This is a genomic window from Anoxybacillus amylolyticus, assembly GCF_001634285.1.
Taxonomy (GTDB): domain Bacteria; phylum Bacillota; class Bacilli; order Bacillales; family Anoxybacillaceae; genus Anoxybacteroides; species Anoxybacteroides amylolyticum.
The window spans coordinates 2,546,584-2,564,662 of the sequence record NZ_CP015438.1; the positions used below are offsets into that span (position 1 = coordinate 2,546,584).

20 protein-coding genes are annotated in these 18,079 nt (G+C 44.1%); 3 read left to right on the forward strand and 17 right to left on the reverse strand.

Annotated elements, in window-relative coordinates; genetic code table 11:
• Positions 1-3: 3 nt before the first annotated feature.
• From GFC30_RS13050 to GFC30_RS13060, 3 genes are all read right to left on the reverse strand, one after another.
• The gene (locus GFC30_RS13050) at positions 4-834 is read right to left on the reverse strand and encodes a metal ABC transporter permease (protein WP_066326226.1); all 831 of its coding nucleotides are present in this window, start codon (positions 832-834) and stop codon (positions 4-6) included.
• A 10-nt stretch (positions 835-844) separates the two neighbouring features.
• On the reverse strand, positions 845-1,603 hold the full coding sequence (locus GFC30_RS13055; protein ID WP_066326227.1) for a metal ABC transporter ATP-binding protein: 759 nt from the start codon (positions 1,601-1,603) through the stop codon (positions 845-847).
• Positions 1,604-1,686: 83 nt separating this feature from the next.
• On the reverse strand, positions 1,687-2,568 hold the full coding sequence (locus GFC30_RS13060) for a YitT family protein (RefSeq protein WP_066326228.1): 882 nt from the start codon (positions 2,566-2,568) through the stop codon (positions 1,687-1,689).
• Positions 2,569-2,655: 87 nt separating this feature from the next.
• Between GFC30_RS13060 and GFC30_RS13065 the strand changes: the two genes are divergently transcribed.
• Positions 2,656-2,916, forward strand: a complete 261-nt coding sequence (locus tag GFC30_RS13065; protein ID WP_066326229.1) for a DUF2624 domain-containing protein — start codon at positions 2,656-2,658, stop codon at positions 2,914-2,916.
• 7 nt (positions 2,917-2,923) lie between these two features.
• Here GFC30_RS13065 and GFC30_RS13070 read toward each other — a convergent pair whose 3' ends face one another.
• Positions 2,924-3,823, reverse strand: coding sequence for a deoxyribonuclease IV (locus GFC30_RS13070; protein ID WP_066326230.1), 900 nt, complete (start codon positions 3,821-3,823; stop codon positions 2,924-2,926).
• Between the two features lie 28 nt (positions 3,824-3,851).
• A complete protein-coding gene (locus GFC30_RS13075; protein WP_066327400.1) occupies positions 3,852-5,147 on the reverse strand; it encodes a DEAD/DEAH box helicase in 1,296 nt (431 codons plus the stop codon).
• A 149-nt stretch (positions 5,148-5,296) separates the two neighbouring features.
• On the opposite strand from GFC30_RS13075, the gene vrrA reads away from it, so the two are divergent.
• Together vrrA and GFC30_RS13085 are read left to right on the forward strand one after the other, a co-directional pair.
• On the forward strand, positions 5,297-5,782 hold the full coding sequence (vrrA, locus tag GFC30_RS13080) for a VrrA/YqfQ family protein (protein ID WP_066326231.1): 486 nt from the start codon (positions 5,297-5,299) through the stop codon (positions 5,780-5,782).
• Between the two features lie 66 nt (positions 5,783-5,848).
• Positions 5,849-6,799: a 4-hydroxy-3-methylbut-2-enyl diphosphate reductase gene (locus tag GFC30_RS13085; protein ID WP_066326232.1), complete on the forward strand. Its 951-nt coding sequence runs from the start codon at positions 5,849-5,851 to the stop codon at positions 6,797-6,799.
• A gap of 10 nt (positions 6,800-6,809) precedes the next feature.
• On the opposite strand, the gene GFC30_RS13090 is transcribed toward GFC30_RS13085, so the two are convergent.
• The 12 genes from GFC30_RS13090 to GFC30_RS16665 all read right to left on the reverse strand — a co-directional run bounded on the left by GFC30_RS13090 (position 6,810) and on the right by GFC30_RS16665 (position 17,978).
• Positions 6,810-7,928, reverse strand: a complete 1,119-nt coding sequence (locus GFC30_RS13090) for a Nif3-like dinuclear metal center hexameric protein (protein ID WP_066326233.1) — start codon at positions 7,926-7,928, stop codon at positions 6,810-6,812.
• Positions 7,921-8,631 carry a tRNA (adenine(22)-N(1))-methyltransferase gene (locus GFC30_RS13095; protein WP_066327402.1) on the reverse strand — a complete coding sequence of 237 codons (711 nt, stop codon included), beginning with the start codon at positions 8,629-8,631 and terminating at the stop codon, positions 7,921-7,923. The genes GFC30_RS13090 and GFC30_RS13095 overlap by 8 nt, the downstream gene beginning before the upstream one ends.
• An 88-nt stretch (positions 8,632-8,719) precedes the next feature.
• A complete protein-coding gene (gene cccA / locus GFC30_RS13100) occupies positions 8,720-9,085 on the reverse strand; it encodes a cytochrome c550 (protein ID WP_066326234.1) in 366 nt (121 codons plus the stop codon).
• Positions 9,086-9,246: 161 nt separating this feature from the next.
• Positions 9,247-9,771: a hypothetical protein gene (locus GFC30_RS13105; protein WP_066326235.1), complete on the reverse strand. Its 525-nt coding sequence runs from the start codon at positions 9,769-9,771 to the stop codon at positions 9,247-9,249.
• 104 nt (positions 9,772-9,875) lie between these two features.
• On the reverse strand, positions 9,876-10,997 hold the full coding sequence (rpoD, locus tag GFC30_RS13110) for an RNA polymerase sigma factor RpoD (RefSeq protein ID WP_066326236.1): 1,122 nt from the start codon (positions 10,995-10,997) through the stop codon (positions 9,876-9,878).
• A gap of 34 nt (positions 10,998-11,031) precedes the next feature.
• Positions 11,032-12,816: a DNA primase gene (dnaG, locus tag GFC30_RS13115; RefSeq protein WP_066326237.1), complete on the reverse strand. Its 1,785-nt coding sequence runs from the start codon at positions 12,814-12,816 to the stop codon at positions 11,032-11,034.
• A 37-nt stretch (positions 12,817-12,853) separates the two neighbouring features.
• On the reverse strand, positions 12,854-13,297 hold the full coding sequence (locus GFC30_RS13120) for a YaiI/YqxD family protein (protein WP_066326238.1): 444 nt from the start codon (positions 13,295-13,297) through the stop codon (positions 12,854-12,856).
• A gap of 263 nt (positions 13,298-13,560) precedes the next feature.
• Entirely contained in the window at positions 13,561-14,358 is a 798-nt protein-coding gene (locus GFC30_RS13125) for a pyruvate, water dikinase regulatory protein (protein WP_066326239.1), read from the reverse strand.
• A gap of 12 nt (positions 14,359-14,370) precedes the next feature.
• Positions 14,371-15,006, reverse strand: a complete 636-nt coding sequence (locus GFC30_RS13130) for a transcriptional regulator CcpN (RefSeq protein WP_179946276.1) — start codon at positions 15,004-15,006, stop codon at positions 14,371-14,373.
• A gap of 194 nt (positions 15,007-15,200) precedes the next feature.
• Positions 15,201-16,460, reverse strand: a complete 1,260-nt coding sequence (ltrA, locus tag GFC30_RS13135; RefSeq protein ID WP_066322684.1) for a group II intron reverse transcriptase/maturase — start codon at positions 16,458-16,460, stop codon at positions 15,201-15,203.
• 591 nt (positions 16,461-17,051) lie between these two features.
• Positions 17,052-17,807 (reverse strand): DNA repair protein RecO, encoded by a 756-nt coding sequence (recO, locus tag GFC30_RS13140; RefSeq protein ID WP_066326240.1) that lies wholly within the window; start codon positions 17,805-17,807, stop codon positions 17,052-17,054.
• A gap of 30 nt (positions 17,808-17,837) precedes the next feature.
• Positions 17,838-17,978: a YqzL family protein gene (locus tag GFC30_RS16665; RefSeq protein ID WP_084256355.1), complete on the reverse strand. Its 141-nt coding sequence runs from the start codon at positions 17,976-17,978 to the stop codon at positions 17,838-17,840.
• Between the last annotated feature and the right edge of the window lie 101 nt (positions 17,979-18,079).

The following is an 18,079-nucleotide window of genomic DNA, read 5'->3' on the forward strand; positions in this document are numbered from 1 at the left end:
TCCTTATCCCCTTCTCCATTTTTTCCACGAAATTGCGATAAGTAAAATGCAAACAGAAAGCATTACAATCGTTCCGCCCGGCGCCAAATCTAGCGCATACGACAAAAACAATCCGGCAATCACCGCCGTTTCCCCAAACAAAACAGAATACACAATCGCTTGCTTAAATCCTTTTGCCACGCGAATGCTAGCGGCAACCGGAAGCGTCATCAGCGACGACACTAACAAAATGCCGACAATGCGCATCGAGGCGGCAATCACTAACGCCACTAAGATAATAAACACAAAATGAATCACTTTCGCCCGAATGCCGGAAGCAAGCGCATATTCTTCATCAAACGAAAGAAGAAACAATTCTTTATATAAACACCCAATCGTTGCCGCAACGACAAACGCAATGATTACAATAACCCACACATCTTGCTGGCTTACGGCGCTCACGCTACCAAACAGATAGGAAAACAAATCCGTATTAAATCCGTTTGCCAATGAAATAAAAATGACGCTTAATCCGATTCCGCCCGATAGAATAATCGGAATCGCTAATTCTTGATAATGTTTATAAACGCTGCGCAATTTTTCAATCAAAAGCGACCCAGCAACAGAAAACCCCATCCCCATATATAGCGGATTCCAGCTGAACATTCCCATTTTTTTCTCCAGCAATAAACTAGCAGCAATACCAGCCAGCGTCACATGGCTCAACGCATCCGCGATTAACGATAAGCGCCGGACGACGATAAACACCCCTAATAGCGGCGCAACAATTCCAATCAATACGCCAGCAAAAAAGGCGTTGCGCAAAAACTCATATTGAAACATTGCTTCAATCATTATAATCCCCCTAATGTTGGTGGGAAAGCACGTGCAAATGATGCCCGTAAAAGGCAGACAAATCATCGGCTTGCAACTCAGCAAACTCCGCAGCTTTCCCGTGGAAATATAAATGCTTATTTAAACATGCGACATGTGTTACTTTTTCGGTAATCGTTCCAACGTCGTGCGTCACTAACACAAGCGTGATGCCAAGATGGCGGTTTAATTCCTCTAACATGTTGTAAAAGCTCTGGACATGATGAACGTCGACACCGACCGTCGGCTCATCTAAAATTAATAGCTCCGGCTTACTAACAATCGCCCGAGCGATAAAGACACGCTGCTGCTGGCCTCCTGACAACTCCCCGATGTTTTGCTTTTGAAACTTCGCCATTCCAACCGCTTCGATAGCCTCTTTTACCGCTTCCTTTTCCTTACGCGTAAAAAAGCGGAAAAGACCGAGCTTAGCCGTTAGTCCACTAGCAACGACTTCTTCGACTGTTGCCGGAAAGCCGGTATTAAAACTATTCGCTTTTTGCGACACGAATCCGACACGATGCCACTCTTTAAATTCCGAAATCGGTGTACCAAATAAAAAAATGTTTCCTTGCTGTGGTTTTAATAAACCTAAAATACATTTTAACAACGTTGATTTTCCAGAACCGTTCGGACCAACTAATCCTAAAAACGCCCCCTTTGGAACAGAAAACGTCACCTCTTCTAACACATTCTCTTTTTCATAGCGAAACGACAAGTGCTCTACTTTTAACGCTTCTTCCTTTCTCATAGCGTCTCCCCTGTTATTTAAGAATGATTACGATTTACTGGCGAATATAGTATAGCGGAAACCAATTCGTTTGTAAACGAACGTTAATGAATTGCGGACTTAAACTTCGCCCCTCTTACTTCGTGCGTATTCATAATCGTAATAAACGCATGTGGGTCTAGTTCATACACAATCGCTTTTAACTTCGTCAATTCAAGCCTTGTTACGACGGCATAAATGACTTCTTTTTGCGCATCGGTATAGCCGCCTTTCCCTTGCAGCTTCGTCGTGCCGCGTCCAAGTCGATGCAAAATCGCATCCGAAATATCTTCATACTGGTCCGATACAATAATGACTGCTTTCGTTTCATCTAGTCCTTCGATGACTGTATCAATCGTTTTAAACGCAATATAATACGCCATAACCGAATACATCGCTTGCTCTAGCCCAAAGACAAACGCTGCCCAGCCGAAAATAAAAATATTCATAAACATAACAAACTCACCAACAGAAAAAGGGAGCTTTTTCGTTAATAAAATCCCTAATATTTCTGTTCCATCTAACGAACCGCCGTGGCGAATGACAAGTCCCACGCCAACGCCTAACGTAAGTCCACCAAACACGGTCGCTAAAATCGGTTCTTTCGTCAACGGCTCCATATGATGAAACATCCGCTCGACGACCGCTAAACAAACAATGCCAAAAATAGATGAAAGCATAAACGTTTTCCCAATTTGCTTATAGCCGTAATACATAAACGGAGCATTTAGTAGCACGACAAGCGTCGCGAAATTTAAAAACGGCCATTTTTCCGGCAAAATATAATCTAAAATAAGCGAAATGCCGATAATTCCCCCGTCAATGATTTGATTTGGCACTAAAAACCGTTCGATGGCAAGCGCTGCTAACGACACGCCAAGCAAAATCAGCAACAGCCGGTACAGCACATGCCCTGTACTTTCTTTTTTATGCTGCTTCTGAATCAATCGTATCCCCCCTTTTCTTTATATACTATAACACATTCTACCTCCTCGTTTCATACGATACACATAGATGGAAAGGAGGTCGCTAGCATGAACCTTTACCAGCAACTCATTAACCAAAAAATAAAAACGATTACTCCGGAAGAACTTGTATCCTATAGCCACGATTATGGCATCCCGCTAACGATCGAGGAGGCAAAAAAAATTATTCATATCGCCCGCACGAATAAAATTAACGTATTTAACCCTCAAGAACGAGCAAAATGGGTGCGAGAATTAGCAAAAATTACGTCCCCACAAACAGCGAAACAAGCAAATGAGCTGTTTTTAAAGTTTGTCAACAAAAAGTAAGGCGATCTCACAGCGGAGATCGCTTAATTTTTTCCAACACTTCTTCATCAAACGATTTCGCGCGCAACATCGCGATTTCAAAAAGATATGGCGGTTTTTTCTCGTTTTTATCATTGCCAACGTACGGTGTCTCTAAAATTTTTGGAATGTCGGAAAGGCTTGGATGATGCACGATGTAATTGAGCGTTTCAAACCCAATATGACCAAACCCTATATTTTCATGGCGGTCTTTGCGGCTGCCGCGCGGGTTTTTGCTGTCGTTAATATGCAATACTTTTAGCCGGTCTAAGCCAATAATTTTGTCAAATTCCTCTAGCACTCCGTCAAAATCATCGACGATATTGTACCCAGCGTCATGGACGTGGCACGTATCGAAACAAACCGATAGCTTTTCGTTATGCACAACGCCATCAATAATTTTGGCGATCTCTTCAAATCGGCTGCCACATTCCGAGCCTTTGCCCGCCATCGTTTCTAACGCGATTTGCACCGGTTGCTCACGAGAGATGACTTCATTGAGCCCTTCAATAATTTTCTTAATCCCTGCATCTATTCCCGCTCCGACATGCGCACCTGGATGAAGAACGATTTGCTTTGCACCGATCGCAGCTGTTCGTTCAATTTCCGCCCGTAAAAAATCAACCCCGAGCTGAAACGTATCAGCGTTTACCGTATTTCCAATGTTAATAATGTAAGGGGCGTGTACGACAATTTCTTCAATGCCATGCTCTTTCATATGAGCAAGACCCGCTTCAATGTTTAGTTCTTCGATTTTTTTTCGCCGCGTATTTTGCGGGGCGCCAGTATAAATCATAAACGTCGTAGCCCCATAAGAAACCGCTTCTTCACTCGCTGCAAGCAACATTTTTTTTCCACTCATCGACACATGCGAGCCGATTTTCAACATCTCCATCTCCCCTTCGTTGCGTCATTCTTTATTTTTTCTTTAGGCGTCTCTTTTGTTTTTCGAGTTGTTCTTGTAGTTTTTTCTTATATCCTGGTTTTACTTGCTTCGGTTTTACTTTTTTTAACAGTTGTTGGATATCGTCGCTTTGTTTTGCCCGCTTGCTCCGCTGGTTCCAAGGAGACAAGTCTTCCCACTCTCCGCGCACAAGGTCACGATGGATGAACGCAATCCCTTTCTTCTCTAACTTTGTCAACGTATCTTGGTCGGAAGGTTCATAAATGGTCGTGGCAATTCCTGTATAGCCAGCACGCGCCGTGCGTCCGACGCGATGCACGTAAAAGTCTAAATCGCTCGGCAATTCATAGTTAATGACATGGCTAACTCCTTCAATATCGATGCCGCGTGCTGCTAAGTCTGTCGCGACGATGAATCGAAACTCAAGGTCACGAATTTGCTTCATCATTTTTTTTCGTTCTCGTGGCGTTAAATCGCCGTGCAAAATCCCAACTTTTAGCCCTTTTTCACTTAATGCATCCGCCACTTCGTCCGCTCGTTTTTTCGTATTCGTAAAGACGATTGCCAAATACGGATTATAGGCAATAAGCATCTCATGCAATAATTTTAGTTTGTCGCGATGGCGAAGTGGAACGAGCACGTGTTCGATGTTTTCGGCCGCCACTTGTTTTGGTGCAACATGAACGTATTTCGGGTTCTCCATATATTTTTTTAAAAACGGTTTTAGCTTTTCTGGAATCGTCGCGGAAAAAACAAGCATTTGCAATTCTTTCGGCATCCTTGCGGCAATTCGGTCAACATCAGCAATAAAGCCCATATCAAGCATTAAATCTGCTTCGTCAACGACTAACGTCTGAGCCGTATGGACAAACAGCGCCTGCTCGCGAATTAAGTCGTTAATTCTCCCAGGAGTCCCAATGACAATGTGCGGCTGTTTTTTTAATTTTTCAATCGCCTTTTGCTTGTCTGTCCCTCCGATAAAACAGCGAACCGTAATCGGAGCGTCTTTCGGACAGTGTTTCGTTATTTTGAGCACTTCGTGGTAAATTTGGGTTGCTAACTCTCTTGTCGGCGCTGTAATGACAGCTTGTACGTGATCGCGTGACGGATCGATATTATTAATAATTGGCAATACGTACGCATGCGTCTTTCCTGTCCCTGTTTGCGATTGCCCAATGACACTTTCGCCACGAAGGACGCTCGGAATCACGCGTTCTTGAATTTCTGTCGGTTGATAAAACCGTAGCGTTTGAATCGCTTCTATAATAAAAGGCTGAAACGAAAACCGTTCAAACAACGTTTCTTTCACACGCTCATCTCCTTTCTTGGCAAACAAACCCGATTTACCATTATAGCGGATTTTCATTTCTTCTCGCAACAATAGGCACTTCGGAAAAAACATTTTCTGTGATATTCGCATACTGTATGATAGAAAGTAGTTAGAAAGGAGGAAAAAAGATGATGCGACCACCAATGGTTCCCCCTCCATCCGCGCGCCCGTTTTCCTTCCAACGCTCTCCGTTTCCAACGCAGCCGTTTTACAGTGCCCCAAGAGCAGGCGGCGGATTGCTATCCCGCCTATTTTCTGGCGGCCAAGCAGCTTCTCCTTTTCGCGCGCTGCCAATGCAGACGATGGCGAGCGGTGCAAGCAGCGCAGGCGGCGGAATTAGTGAAATGCTGACCAATGTGCAAAAAATGCTTGGCATTGCGCAAAACGTCATGCCAATGGTTCAACAATACGGACCGCTCGTTAAAAATTTGCCAGCCATGATAAAAATATGGAAAGAACTAAAAACAACCGATACAAGCGAAGAGAAGAAGGAAAAAACAGAAGCGAAAAAAGAAAAACAATCTTTCCCACGCGAACTCCCGACAGTGAAACAAGCTCCGAACGAAAAACGAAAAAACGAGCCGAAACCATCTATCCCGAAGCTTTATATTTAGTTTGCTTTTGTCTTCCCCCTTATTCTCCGTTATAATGAAAGATGTAAACGGAGGGAGGAAGGACCGATGGAAGTCATAAAAATTACACCGCGCGGCTATTGCTATGGCGTCGTTGATGCGATGGTGATTGCGCGAAACGTCGCCTTAGATAAAACGTTGCCACGGCCGATCTACATTTTAGGCATGATCGTTCATAATAAACACGTCACCGACGCGTTCGCGGAAGAAGGCATTATTACACTCGATGGGGCAAACCGATTAGAAATTTTAGAAAAAATCGACCAAGGAACAGTTATTTTTACTGCCCATGGTGTCTCACCAGAAGTAAAAAGACGCGCTCGCGAAAAAGGGCTTGTCACCATTGACGCCACTTGCCCAGATGTAACAAAGACTCACGACTTAATTCGGGAAAAACTCGAAAAAGGGTATGACATTATTTACATCGGCAAAAAAGGTCATCCAGAGCCAGAAGGAGCAGTCGGCATTGACCCGGCACACATTCATCTTGTCGAAACTGCCGCCGATGTCGAAAACCTTGGGATCGCCAACGAAAAAATCATGGTCACAAATCAGACGACAATGAGCCAATGGGACGTTGCGCATATTATGGAAAAGGTGCAAGAAAAATATCCACACGTCGAAATGCATAAAGAAATTTGCTTAGCAACCCAACTTCGGCAAGAAGCCGTCGCAGAGCAAGCCAAAGAGGCGGACGTTACAATTGTCGTGGGCGACCCAAAAAGTAATAACTCGAATCGGCTCGCACAAGTATCGGAAGAAATTGCCGGAACGAAAGCGTACCGCGTCGCCGACGTCACCGAAATCGAAATTGACTGGATTAAGGATGCGAAAAAAGTCGCTGTCACCGCTGGAGCTTCCACACCAACGCCAATTACAAAAGAGGTCATCGATTTTCTCGAACAATTTGATCCGAACAATCCTGCTACGTGGAAACGCGAACGCAAAGTGCCATTACAAAAAATTTTACCGAAAGTCAAAACGAAAGGTGTCCAATGAGGACACCTTTTTATACAAACGTAAACGGATCAGTATGCACTGCTGACGCGAAAATAGAAACATCCCACTTCTCTCCGATTTGTTGTTCCAAAAAGCGAACCAATCCTTGCTTCATCACTTTTTCCGCATAATGCCCTGGGTCGACGATGTGAAGCCCAAGCGCCATCGCGTCATGCGCTACATGATAATAGACATCGCCTGTAACATACACATCCGCTCCACTCATTTTCGCGTGGCGAATATATTTATTTCCATCTCCGCCAATGACCGCCACTCTTTTCACTTTGTCTTGTAAATCGCCGACAACGCGCACTGCTTGCACATCAAGCGCTTTTTTTACATGTTCCGCAAAGGCACGAAGCGTCATTTCTTCCGGTAAATATCCGATGCGCCCTAATCCCCATGTCCGTCCTTTATTTTCTAGCGGATAGACGTCGTACGCTACCTCCTCATATGGATGTGCTTTCAACATCGCCGCAACTACCTTTTTTTGCAGCGCTGCCGGAAAAATAGTTTCTATCCGTACTTCTTCCACTTCTTCTAATGTTCCTTTTTCACCGATAAACGGATTTGCCCCTTCCTCCGGCAAAAATGTCCCGATGCCGCGGCTATTAAACGTGCAATGGCTGTAATTTCCGATATGGCCAGCACCAGCGTTTCCAATCGCTTCCCGAACAGCGTGAGCGTGGGTGTCCGGAACGTAGACGACTAATTTTTTCAACGATTCTTCATACGTCGGCACTAAGACGTCAATTTCTTGTAGACCAAGCGCTTCGGAAAGCCAGTCGTTTACACCGCCTATGGCGATGTCCAAATTGGTATGGGCAGCATAAATCGCAATATCATGTTTTAAACATTTTTCGACGATTCTCCCTTGCGCGTGGTCAGTAATGATTTGCTTCAGCGGACGATACAATGGCGGATGGTGGGCGATGATAAGGTCGACATGTTTTTTAATCGCCTCATCCACCACTTCCTCCAGCACGTCAAGCGTCACCATTACGCGCTGAATGGGCTTATTGAGCGAGCCGATTTGCAATCCAATCGGGTCGCCTTCCATTGCTAAATGTTTCGGAGCAAATTGCTCTAACAGGTGAATGATTTCCTGTCCATTTGGAATTTTACTCATCGCGCAAGACCTCCTCGATTAATTGAATGTTTCGTTCTAACGCTTCTTTCTTCGCCATTCCCTCTTTTGTCGTCGCCTTTTCGTCTAACTCCGCAACAATTCGGCGCCAATGTTCGATTTCTTTGCACCATTTTTTCACAAAAACATCGTTTCGTTCGGTTCGTAAAAACGGGCCGACCAACAATTCTACCTCAAAATACCGATACGGCTTTAAAGGGTTTCCTTTTTCCGCTACTAACACTTCATAAATTTGCCCATCTTCTTCTAAAATTCGTTCAGCGATTAATTCCCAACCGTTCGTAACCAACCATTTTCGCACGACATGTGCGCCAACATTCGGCTGCAAAATAAGTCGCTTTACCGTTTGCACTTTCTGCTTTCCCGCTTCTAAAATGTTCGCAATTAACGTTCCGCCCATTCCAGCGATTGTAATGCAATCGACTTCTCCCGCTTCAATAACCGCTAAGCCATCGCCTTTTCTTACAGAAATGACGTCGCTTAATCCGGCTTTAGTCACTTGTTGCTCCGCGGAACGAAAGGGACCGTCTGCCACTTCTCCAGCAACAGCTTGCACAATATATCCGTGCAAATACGCATAGCACGGCAAATATGCATGATCTGAACCGATATCGGCTAAACGCGCACCCTTAGGGATAAACGAAACGACCGTTTCTAATCGCTTCGATAGTTTTACCTCGTTCATTCTATCTTCCTTTCCTTCCAATAACAGTCCTCCTTCATTGTATCATAAACAAAAAACCCCTTCACCTAAGGCAAAGGGATTTTAAGAGTTATTGCAGTTTGGATAGCCATTTCGCCATTTCGTCTGCTTTGTCTGCAGGAACAAGACCAGATGGCATGTTACCGCGTCCATGTTGAATGACGTCTTTAATTTGATCTAACGAAAGGCGTTTTCCTACACCTTTTAACGACGGACCGACACCGCCTTCATAGTTCATTCCGTGACAGGCGCTGCACGTTTGTTTATAAAACTCTTCTGGATTTGCTGCAGTCGCTTTTTCTTCTGTTTTAGCGCCGCCTTTTTGCTCTTCCGCAAGCTTTTTTGCATCCCCAAGCCCTTTGAAAGAAAGAGCGATCGTTAGACCAATCCCTAATACCATAATAAGTACAAACGGGATTAATGGATTGCGATTCATCGTATTTACCTCCCTTTTATGTATCCATCCTTTAAATGTAACCGCTATAAACAACTTTATTTTACTGTAAATCATCAAGAAGGAAAAGCCCTAATCTAAAATCTTGAAGAAAATCGTCCAAAAAAAGAAAAGCGAAGGCGACTGGTCAGCTCTCCTTCTACTTAAAAAAAGAACGACCCCATAAATAATAATAAACCGAGCACCCCAGAAATCGTTAAATATAAAAAACGAAAGCGCATTCCGACTACTATCCACAGGAAACAATTTAAAAAAACAACAAACGATAATACGATTTTTGATCCTGGAAAGTAGTAGTCGCTTATTCGCACCGTAGCAAGAAACAAAAGAAATGCTCCACTAATAAGCGGCAGATGCACAAGTGCTTCTTTTCGCCACCGCCATATCCCGATTAGACAAATTCCGACAAAAAATGTCAAAAGGAGCATTTGCAAAACGAATGATAATTCAGTAAAATAAATGACAAGAACACCTGCTGGAAGCAATAAACAAATGAATAACATAAAGAGAACCGTCGCCCATCGTTTTCGACTAGGAGCGGCAGAAGGAGCAACTTCTCCTTCTGTGTAAAGCGCTAACAAATAGTTGCAATAATGCTCGGGGAGAAGACGCGACCGTTTCCAATATTCGATTTCGTGCACAATAATTTCACGTCGTTTTTCATTCATGCCGATCGACCTTTCTATCGAAATAAAAATAGTTTACTTCTCCGCAAAGAAGTAAACTATTCATTCCCCGCTTTTTAAGCATTGCTCAAAAAGCAGAGAATGTTTTACTCTAAAAAGTCTTTCAGCCGCTTGCTTCGGCTTGGATGGCGCAATTTTCGTAGCGCTTTTGCTTCGATTTGGCGAATGCGCTCTCTTGTGACGCCAAACACTTTTCCAACTTCTTCAAGCGTACGCGTGCGTCCATCATCTAAACCAAAGCGAAGGCGAAGCACGTTTTCTTCCCTGTCTGTTAACGTATCAAGTACGTCTTCTAACTGCTCTTTTAATAGCTCATACGCCGCATGCTCTGAAGGCGACGTCGCATCTTGGTCTTCGATAAAGTCACCTAAATGGGAGTCGTCTTCTTCACCAATCGGGGTTTCTAACGATACGGGCTCTTGAGCGATTTTTAAAATTTCCCGCACCTTCTCCGGCGTTAAATCCATTTCTTCTGCAATCTCTTCTGGAGACGGTTCGCGGCCTAAATCTTGCAAAAGTTGGCGTTGTACGCGAATGAGCTTATTAATCGTTTCAACCATATGAACAGGGATACGAATCGTCCGTGCTTGGTCGGCAATCGCTCTTGTAATCGCCTGGCGAATCCACCACGTCGCGTACGTGCTGAACTTATATCCTTTTCGGTAGTCAAACTTTTCAACCGCTTTAATTAATCCCATATTTCCTTCTTGAATGAGGTCTAAAAATAGCATGCCGCGACCGACATAGCGTTTGGCGATGCTGACGACAAGGCGCAAGTTTGCTTCTGTAAGGCGACGTTTCGCCTCTTCGTCCCCTTGCTCAATCCGTTTGGCAAGTTCAATCTCTTCTTCCGCCGATAACAGTGGAACGCGACCAATTTCTTTTAAATACATACGAACCGGATCGTTAATTTTCACCCCAGGCGGAACGGTTAAATCATTTAAATCAAACTCTTCTTCTTTCAAATCATCTAAATCCGGGTCGTCTTCTAAATCAGATTCGCTAATCACATCAATTCCTTGTTCCGCCAAATATTCATAATATTCATCCATTTGATCCGAATCAAGGTCAAAGTTTGCTAACCGCTCAGCAATTTCTTCATATGTTAATACACCGCGTTTCTTCCCTAACTCCACTAATTGTTCTTTTACTTGCTCCAACGTTACATCCGTTTCCACTTGTTTTGAACGAGCTGATTTTTCAGCCATCTCGTCACCTTCCTTCTAAAACTTTCCCATCACACTACAATTGTTTTTTCATTTCCAGAATTTCTTGAGCGATGCGTGCCGCCTTTAAAAAATCTTTTTGCCGCTCCGCTTCGAGCTTTTCCTGTTCCTTTTCTTTTAGCTTTAACCATTTTGGGTAATTCAACACATGTTTCATATAGTCATTTAACTCTTGGGAAGAAAGATTTTCATTAATAAGCATCATCGACAGTTCGGTTACAAGCGGTTTTAACTCGTTCGGCACGCGAGCTAGCAATGCACTAACGTCCGGTTCGTTCCCTTCTTCATAAAACGCGTAAAGGTAAGCAGCAATTGCGCGATGTTCCTCGATGTTAAATCCGCCTTGGACCGTCTGTTGGACGGTAAAAGCGACGTCACGGTTGCGCAACATATGAGCAAGCAACATCCGCTCGGCGTTATGAAACGCCGGAAGCAACTTTTTTTGCAATGGCTGCTGGCGCATCACGTGCCGTTCGCGAGTAACATGTTCTTTCTTTTTATAACGTTCTAGTTGCTGCTCTAAGGCAGCTAACGAAAGAGAAAACTCGTTCGCGAGCTGACGTAAATAATAGTCCCGTTCAACGGGAGAAGAAAGCCGGCTAATTTCGCGCAACGCTTCATCAATATAACGAATTTGGTCATTTTCATTTTTTAAATTTTTTCCTCTGCGCAAATATGCCAGTTTAAACGCCGTAAGAGAGCGGCTTGATTCAAGGATGTTTCGATGAAAGGACTCCGACCCGTTTCGACAAATATACTCATCTGGGTCAAGCCCATCAGGAATTGTTGCAATTTTCACATGGCAGCCGGCTTGTGCTAATAATTCGGCTGCCCGAACCGCTGCGTCCATCCCTGCTGAGTCCCCGTCATAACAAATGACGACCGTTTCCGCGTTTCGCCGCAAAATGCGTGCCTGCTCTTCGGTTAATGCTGTCCCCATCGTAGCGACTGCATTTACGACCCCTGCTTGCACTGCTGAAACGACATCGGCAAACCCTTCAAACAAAACAGCTTGCTGCTGCTTTCTAATCGGAAGTCTTGCTTGGTGAAAATGGTATAAAATTTTTCCTTTATGAAAAATCGACGTTTCTGGGCTGTTTAAATATTTTGGCTGTCCCTCTCCAATCGATCGCCCGGAAAACGCGACTGTTTCCCCATGATGATTATGAATCGGAAACATGATTCGATTGCGAAAACGGTCAAAATAGTTGCCGTCTTCTTTCCGAATGACAAGCCCTGCCTTTTCCATGAGCTCCAACGAAAATCCACGGCCTTTTAAAAATTTTACCGCTACGTCCCAAGCTGGGGGCGAATAGCCGATGTCAAACTGTTCGATTGCTGATAAGGAAATACCTCGTGTTTGCAAATAGTGAAGCGCTTCCTGCCCCTCTTTTGTATTTATGAGCAAATGATGATAAAATTTCTTTAAAAGTTCATGGGCTTCGATCATTTTTTTTGTATCGTTCGTTTCCGCTGCCCGCTTCGGCTGTTCTTGGAGCGATAAATGGGATAAATCCACGTTCGCGCGCATTGCCAACCGCTCGGCTGCCTCCACAAACGATAGCCCTTCGATGTCCATCAAAAACGAGAAGACATTTCCGCCCGCTCCACAACCAAAACAATGGAAAATTTGCTTTTCTGGAGATACCGAAAACGATGGCGTTTTCTCTCCATGGAACGGGCACAGTCCGAAATAATTTCGTCCTTGTTTTTTCAGCTGGACATACTCACTAATCACATCGACGATATCAACCGCTCGCCGGATTTCTTCAATGGTTTCTTCGGGAAGGCGATATCCCATATGAACAACTCCGTAATGTATTATTCTCGACCTATATCTATTTTCCTGCGAGTTTCGACAAAATTTTTTCGAAACATTTTCGAAACGCCTGTCGTTCTTCCGCGGAAAAACGTTTCATGCCTTTCGCGTATACTCCTTGTCTTCGCTGTTTCGCATGCAGGTAGCGAACATAGAGCCTATGACCCATTTCTTCTTCCGCATACACGTTTCCACGCGGAGAAACGACGTAAATATTCCGATGGACGAGCATGCTCGCTAAACCAACATCTTGCGTGACGACGACATCTCCCGCTTTCGCATGGTTGACGATGTATAAATCCACCGCTTCCTTTTCTGCATCGACATATATCCATTTCATCGGTTGGTCGTGCGAAAAATGGCTATAGGAAGACACAAACACGCTCTCTACATTATATTGACGAGCGAGCGAAAAAATTTCTTGTTTAACAGGACAAGCGTCCGCATCGACAAAAATAGTCAACTCTCGCCGTGCATATGATTCATTTTCTACATGTTTCTCGAAAATCCTGCTTCTCCTCCTATGACATCGCCGAATTTTGTCGATTCCCCTCTTGACAATAAACTATACATAGTTTACTCGTTCTCTATACGCTCTAAACGTGCTTTTATCACAATTTTTTATTATAATACAAACGACGAGAATATGCTATAAGAAAATAGATGGCTTTTTTCTTGAAGGGAAAACAAAACGAGCTTGGCGTTGGCTCAGCTCGTTTTTGTCGGTTATAACTTTCGTTTTTTCATAATGATGTTAGCTGTTTCTTCTACCGCTTTATTTGTCACATCGATAACCTCGCAGCCGATTTTTTGAATGACTTTATCAAAGTAATCCAATTCTTCTTTAATCCGTTCAATATTTGCATAAATTGCTTTATCGTCTAAGCCGAGCGCTTTTAGACGTTCCCGGCGAATAGAATTTAACTTTTCGGGGCTAATTTTTAATCCGAAACATTTTTCCGGCGATACTTTAAACAGTTCTTCCGGCGGCTCGACTTCCGGTACAATCGGGACGTTCGCCACTTTCAGGCGCTTATGCGCCAAATATTGCGAAAGAGGCGTTTTCGATGTACGTGACACGCCTATTAACACAATATCTGCGCGTAAAATGCCACGTGGGTCACGACCATCATCGTATTTCACCGCGAATTCAATCGCTTCGATTTTCTTAAAATAATCTTCGTCAAGCACGCGCACTTGTCCTGGTTCATAACGTGGCGTCATCTGAAACAAATCGCGCATTTTTTCGATAAGCGGACCAATAATATCATACACCTCTACCCCTTCGCGCTGCGCCTCTTCGATTAAAAATTGGCGCATTTGCGGTACAACGAGCGTAAATGCGATAATTGCATCATTCATTTTTGCGAGCGCAACCACTTCTTTTAATGTTGTCGTGTCTTCGACGTACGGCACGCGTTTTAATTGAATGATCGAGCTATTAAATTGACTAGCGGCTGCTTTGACGACTAATTCCGCCGTTTCCCCCCCTGAGTCAGAAACTACGTATACGACACGTTGCATTCCCCAACCTCCTTACAACAAATCATCTTTTGCTAACGCAACAAACGCTTTCGTAATGTTCGTTTTTGTAATTCTGCCGATAACTTCAAATCCTTTTTCCGTCTTTTTTACAACCGGCATCGCATCAATTTGTTTCTCAATTAACCGATCAGCAACATCAATTAATAAATCATCTTTATAACAGACTGTAATGTTTGGCATTCTTGTCATAATAATATTTACCGGAATGGACGTAAGCTCTTGTTTGCCGATGCTCGTACGTAACAAGTCTTTGCGTGATAAAACACCTGCTAACAACGATTCTTCATCAACGACGAATAACGTCCCTACGTCTTCTAAAAACATGGTAACAATAGCATCATACACGCTAACGTTTTCATTGACGACAACAGGGATCGATTGATAATCACACACTTTTAGTTTTTTCAGCCGATCGGCAAGAAGCTGAGTACCGGTTTTCCCGGTATAAAAATAGCCGACTCTCGGTCTCGCTTCCAAATAGCCGGCCATCGTTAAAATCGCCAAATCAGGACGAAGCGTTGCTCGCGTTAAATTTAATTTCTCCGCAATGCTCTCTCCAGTAATCGGTCCGTGATCCTTGACGATTTGCAAAATTTGCTCTTGGCGCTTATTTAGTTCGATTTTCATTCACCACCTTACGAAAAGCTAAAAAAGACATACGTATATCAAAATATTATAACTTAATTTCGCACTTTGCAAAGTCGAAATCACGAAAATTCAAAAAAACGAAAAGTCGAGACGACTTTAATCGAGTAGGAGGGGGTGATTAACCCCCGACCTCTCACACCACCGTACGTACCGTTCGGTATACGGCGGTTCCACTAAGATTGACGCAGAAATTCGTAGCGATTATACAGACTTTTCAGCCCTCGTTGGCTCCAATAGGAGTTGTCGAGGGTTTTGTGTAGAATTGGGCTGTGGGCGATTCGCCAGTATTTCTTTCTGGTGTTTCCCCATTCGTATGCTTTGTATTCTGGAATCCCTAATCCAATCAGCTTTCTAACTCTTGTTTTAGGTTTCTTCCATTGTTTCCATTCACACATTCTCAGCCTTCTTCTTATCCACTCGTCTATTTCTTTGAATTTGCTCGGGGTATCTGCTAGCGCGAAGTATCCGCACCATCCTGTGAGGTATTGGTTCAGTCTTTCCACCCTTACTTCCATCGGATAAGGCTTCGACCGAGAAGTTATTTCTCGTATTTTTCTTTTCAGCCGTTCCATGCTTTCTTTGGCTATTCGCACCTTTGGATCTTTGTGAAAGGTGAAACTGAACCCTAGAAACTTCCGTTTCCACGGACGGTCTACTGCTGATTTCTCTCTGTTTACCTTCAATTTTAGGTGCTGTTCGAGGAAGGTCGATACCGATTTCATCACACGCTGTCCTGCTTTCCATGACTTCACATAGATGTTGCAGTCATCCGCATATCGGACAAATTGGTGCCCCCTTGCTTCCAACTCTTTGTCCAATTGGTCTAGGAGAATGTTGGATAGAAGTGGACTAAGCGGTCCTCCCTGCGGTGTTCCTTCTTCCGTTATTTGGACAACCCCATTTATCATGACTCCTGATTGAAGATATTTTCGTATCAACTTCAGTAGGATGCGGTCTTCGATTCGCTTGGCGAGTATCCCCATCAATTGGTCGTGATTGACTTTATCAAAGAATTTCTCTAAGTCTATATCGACCACCCAGCGGTAACCCTCTTTGATATATTCTTTCGCCTTCCTTACCGCATCATGAGCCCTCCGATTCGGACGAAACCCATAACTATTTTCCGAAAAGGTTGGGTCAAAGATTGGGGTTAACACTTGAGCGATTGCTTGTTGAATGAAACGATCTGTCACGGTAGGTATTCCTAACATCCTCACTCCGCCATTTGGTTTCGGGATTTCGACACGACGTACGGGTGCAGGTTGGTAGGTTCCTGTTCTTAACTCTTCCCGGAGGGAGTCCCAGTTTTCATAGAGATGTCTTCGTAGGTCTTTTACGGACATTCCATCGATGCCGTGACTTCCTTTATTTTGTTCCACTCGTTTGAGCGCCGTTAGAAGATTTCCACGTGACAAGATTCGTTCCATTAACATCTTCGCTTCCCTTTCTACGTGAACGAAGGTTCTCCTTATGCCAGTTCCTGCTCCACCCTCTTAGAGTCCCCCACGGGATTCACCGCTTCCTCCTCTAAGTAAGTCCTTTCGGATTGTCTGTGTTCTTCACAGGTACTGAATGCGTAGATTTCGTTCTCTCTTCATGGTTCAGTCCTTCCCACCCTTTCTCGAGCAAGGATGGTACTATGACCTCTGCTGACTTCTGATTGTTCAGCTATCCATCACTGGATAGGTTGCCAAGGGAACTCGGCATTCCAATCAGACCTCCCCGGGTAAGAGTGCAGTCTTTCCTTCCATCCATCTGCTTCATTTACTCGATATCACCTTCGGCAGAAAGGGCTTTGTTTTGTCGCGCAAACTCACCCAATGATACCTAGCCTCTTATGAAGTTCGTGTTCCTCAGACCGGAAGTTTGCCGCTCGCTTCCTTCAGATTCCGCGTCACCACGGACACCCTTGCGTTAAGCTAACTGCTACTTCTGCCTTCGCAGTTCGGGACTTTCACCCTATAGACTACACCCATGCCGGACGCACGCGAAACAGGGCTGTCCGTTCGTCGGCACAGCCCTGCTTACTGGAAATAATTTTTTAATTGCTCGATTTGCGTCAAAAAGCGTTTCGTTTTTAATGAAAGACCAGAGTATTCATCGTAATAGGCAGAAATGGCGCGGTTCAATTGTTTTTTTGTCTCTTCCTTCACAGAAATTTTTCCAAGCCGTGACAAATCTAAATAATAAAACAGACGCAACAGCTTCACCGCCGCCGGAGAAAGCGGCAGCCGATGAGGGTCGGTCGCTTCGCAACGATGACAAAGAAACCCTCCCTCTTTCACCGAAAACGAAAACGTCCCTTCTGTTTGTTTACAGACGGCACAATAGTCAAGCATCGGATATAGCCCCATAACGCGCAACATCTTCATTTCATAAATATATGTAAGGATTTCTAAATCCACCCCATCGTTCATATATTTTAATGTTTGCAACAGAAACTCAAACAAATAAGGGTTCGGGCGCTGCTCTTCTGTCACTTTGTCCGTTAACTCTACAATATACGAAGCATATGCGGTAGCGAAAATATTTTCGCGAATGCCGCGCAACGAATCGATGACTTCCGCTTGTTGCAAGCTACCAACACCGCGGCTTTTTTGCACTAAATAATACCCGTATGTAAACAACTGCGTGACAGACGAAAGGCGGCTGCTCGGCTTTTTGGCACCGCGAGCCATGACAGCCACCTTCCCCCATTCCCTCGTCCATAACGTCACAATTTTGTTCGTTTCTCCGTAATCTACTGTTCGAAGTACAATCGCTTCGCATTTTTCAAACAATGCAATCACCACCAAGCTGAAAAAAGCAGCTTAGAAAATCGGCTGGTCCATTTCCGTCAACTCTTGCTCTTGCTCATCGTTTGGTTGATGCTCTCTTTCAAGCTCTTTAAAAAGGAGATACGTGTCGATATTTCCTGTTTGGCTGAACAGCTTCCACGTAAACTCAAGCATTGAACCACACCTTTCCGCCTGCAGGATCTTTCTGTGTTGTCGGCAAATCGCCATAAACACTCGCCCGAGCTATTTATTAGGTTGGCATTACGGCAAATGAT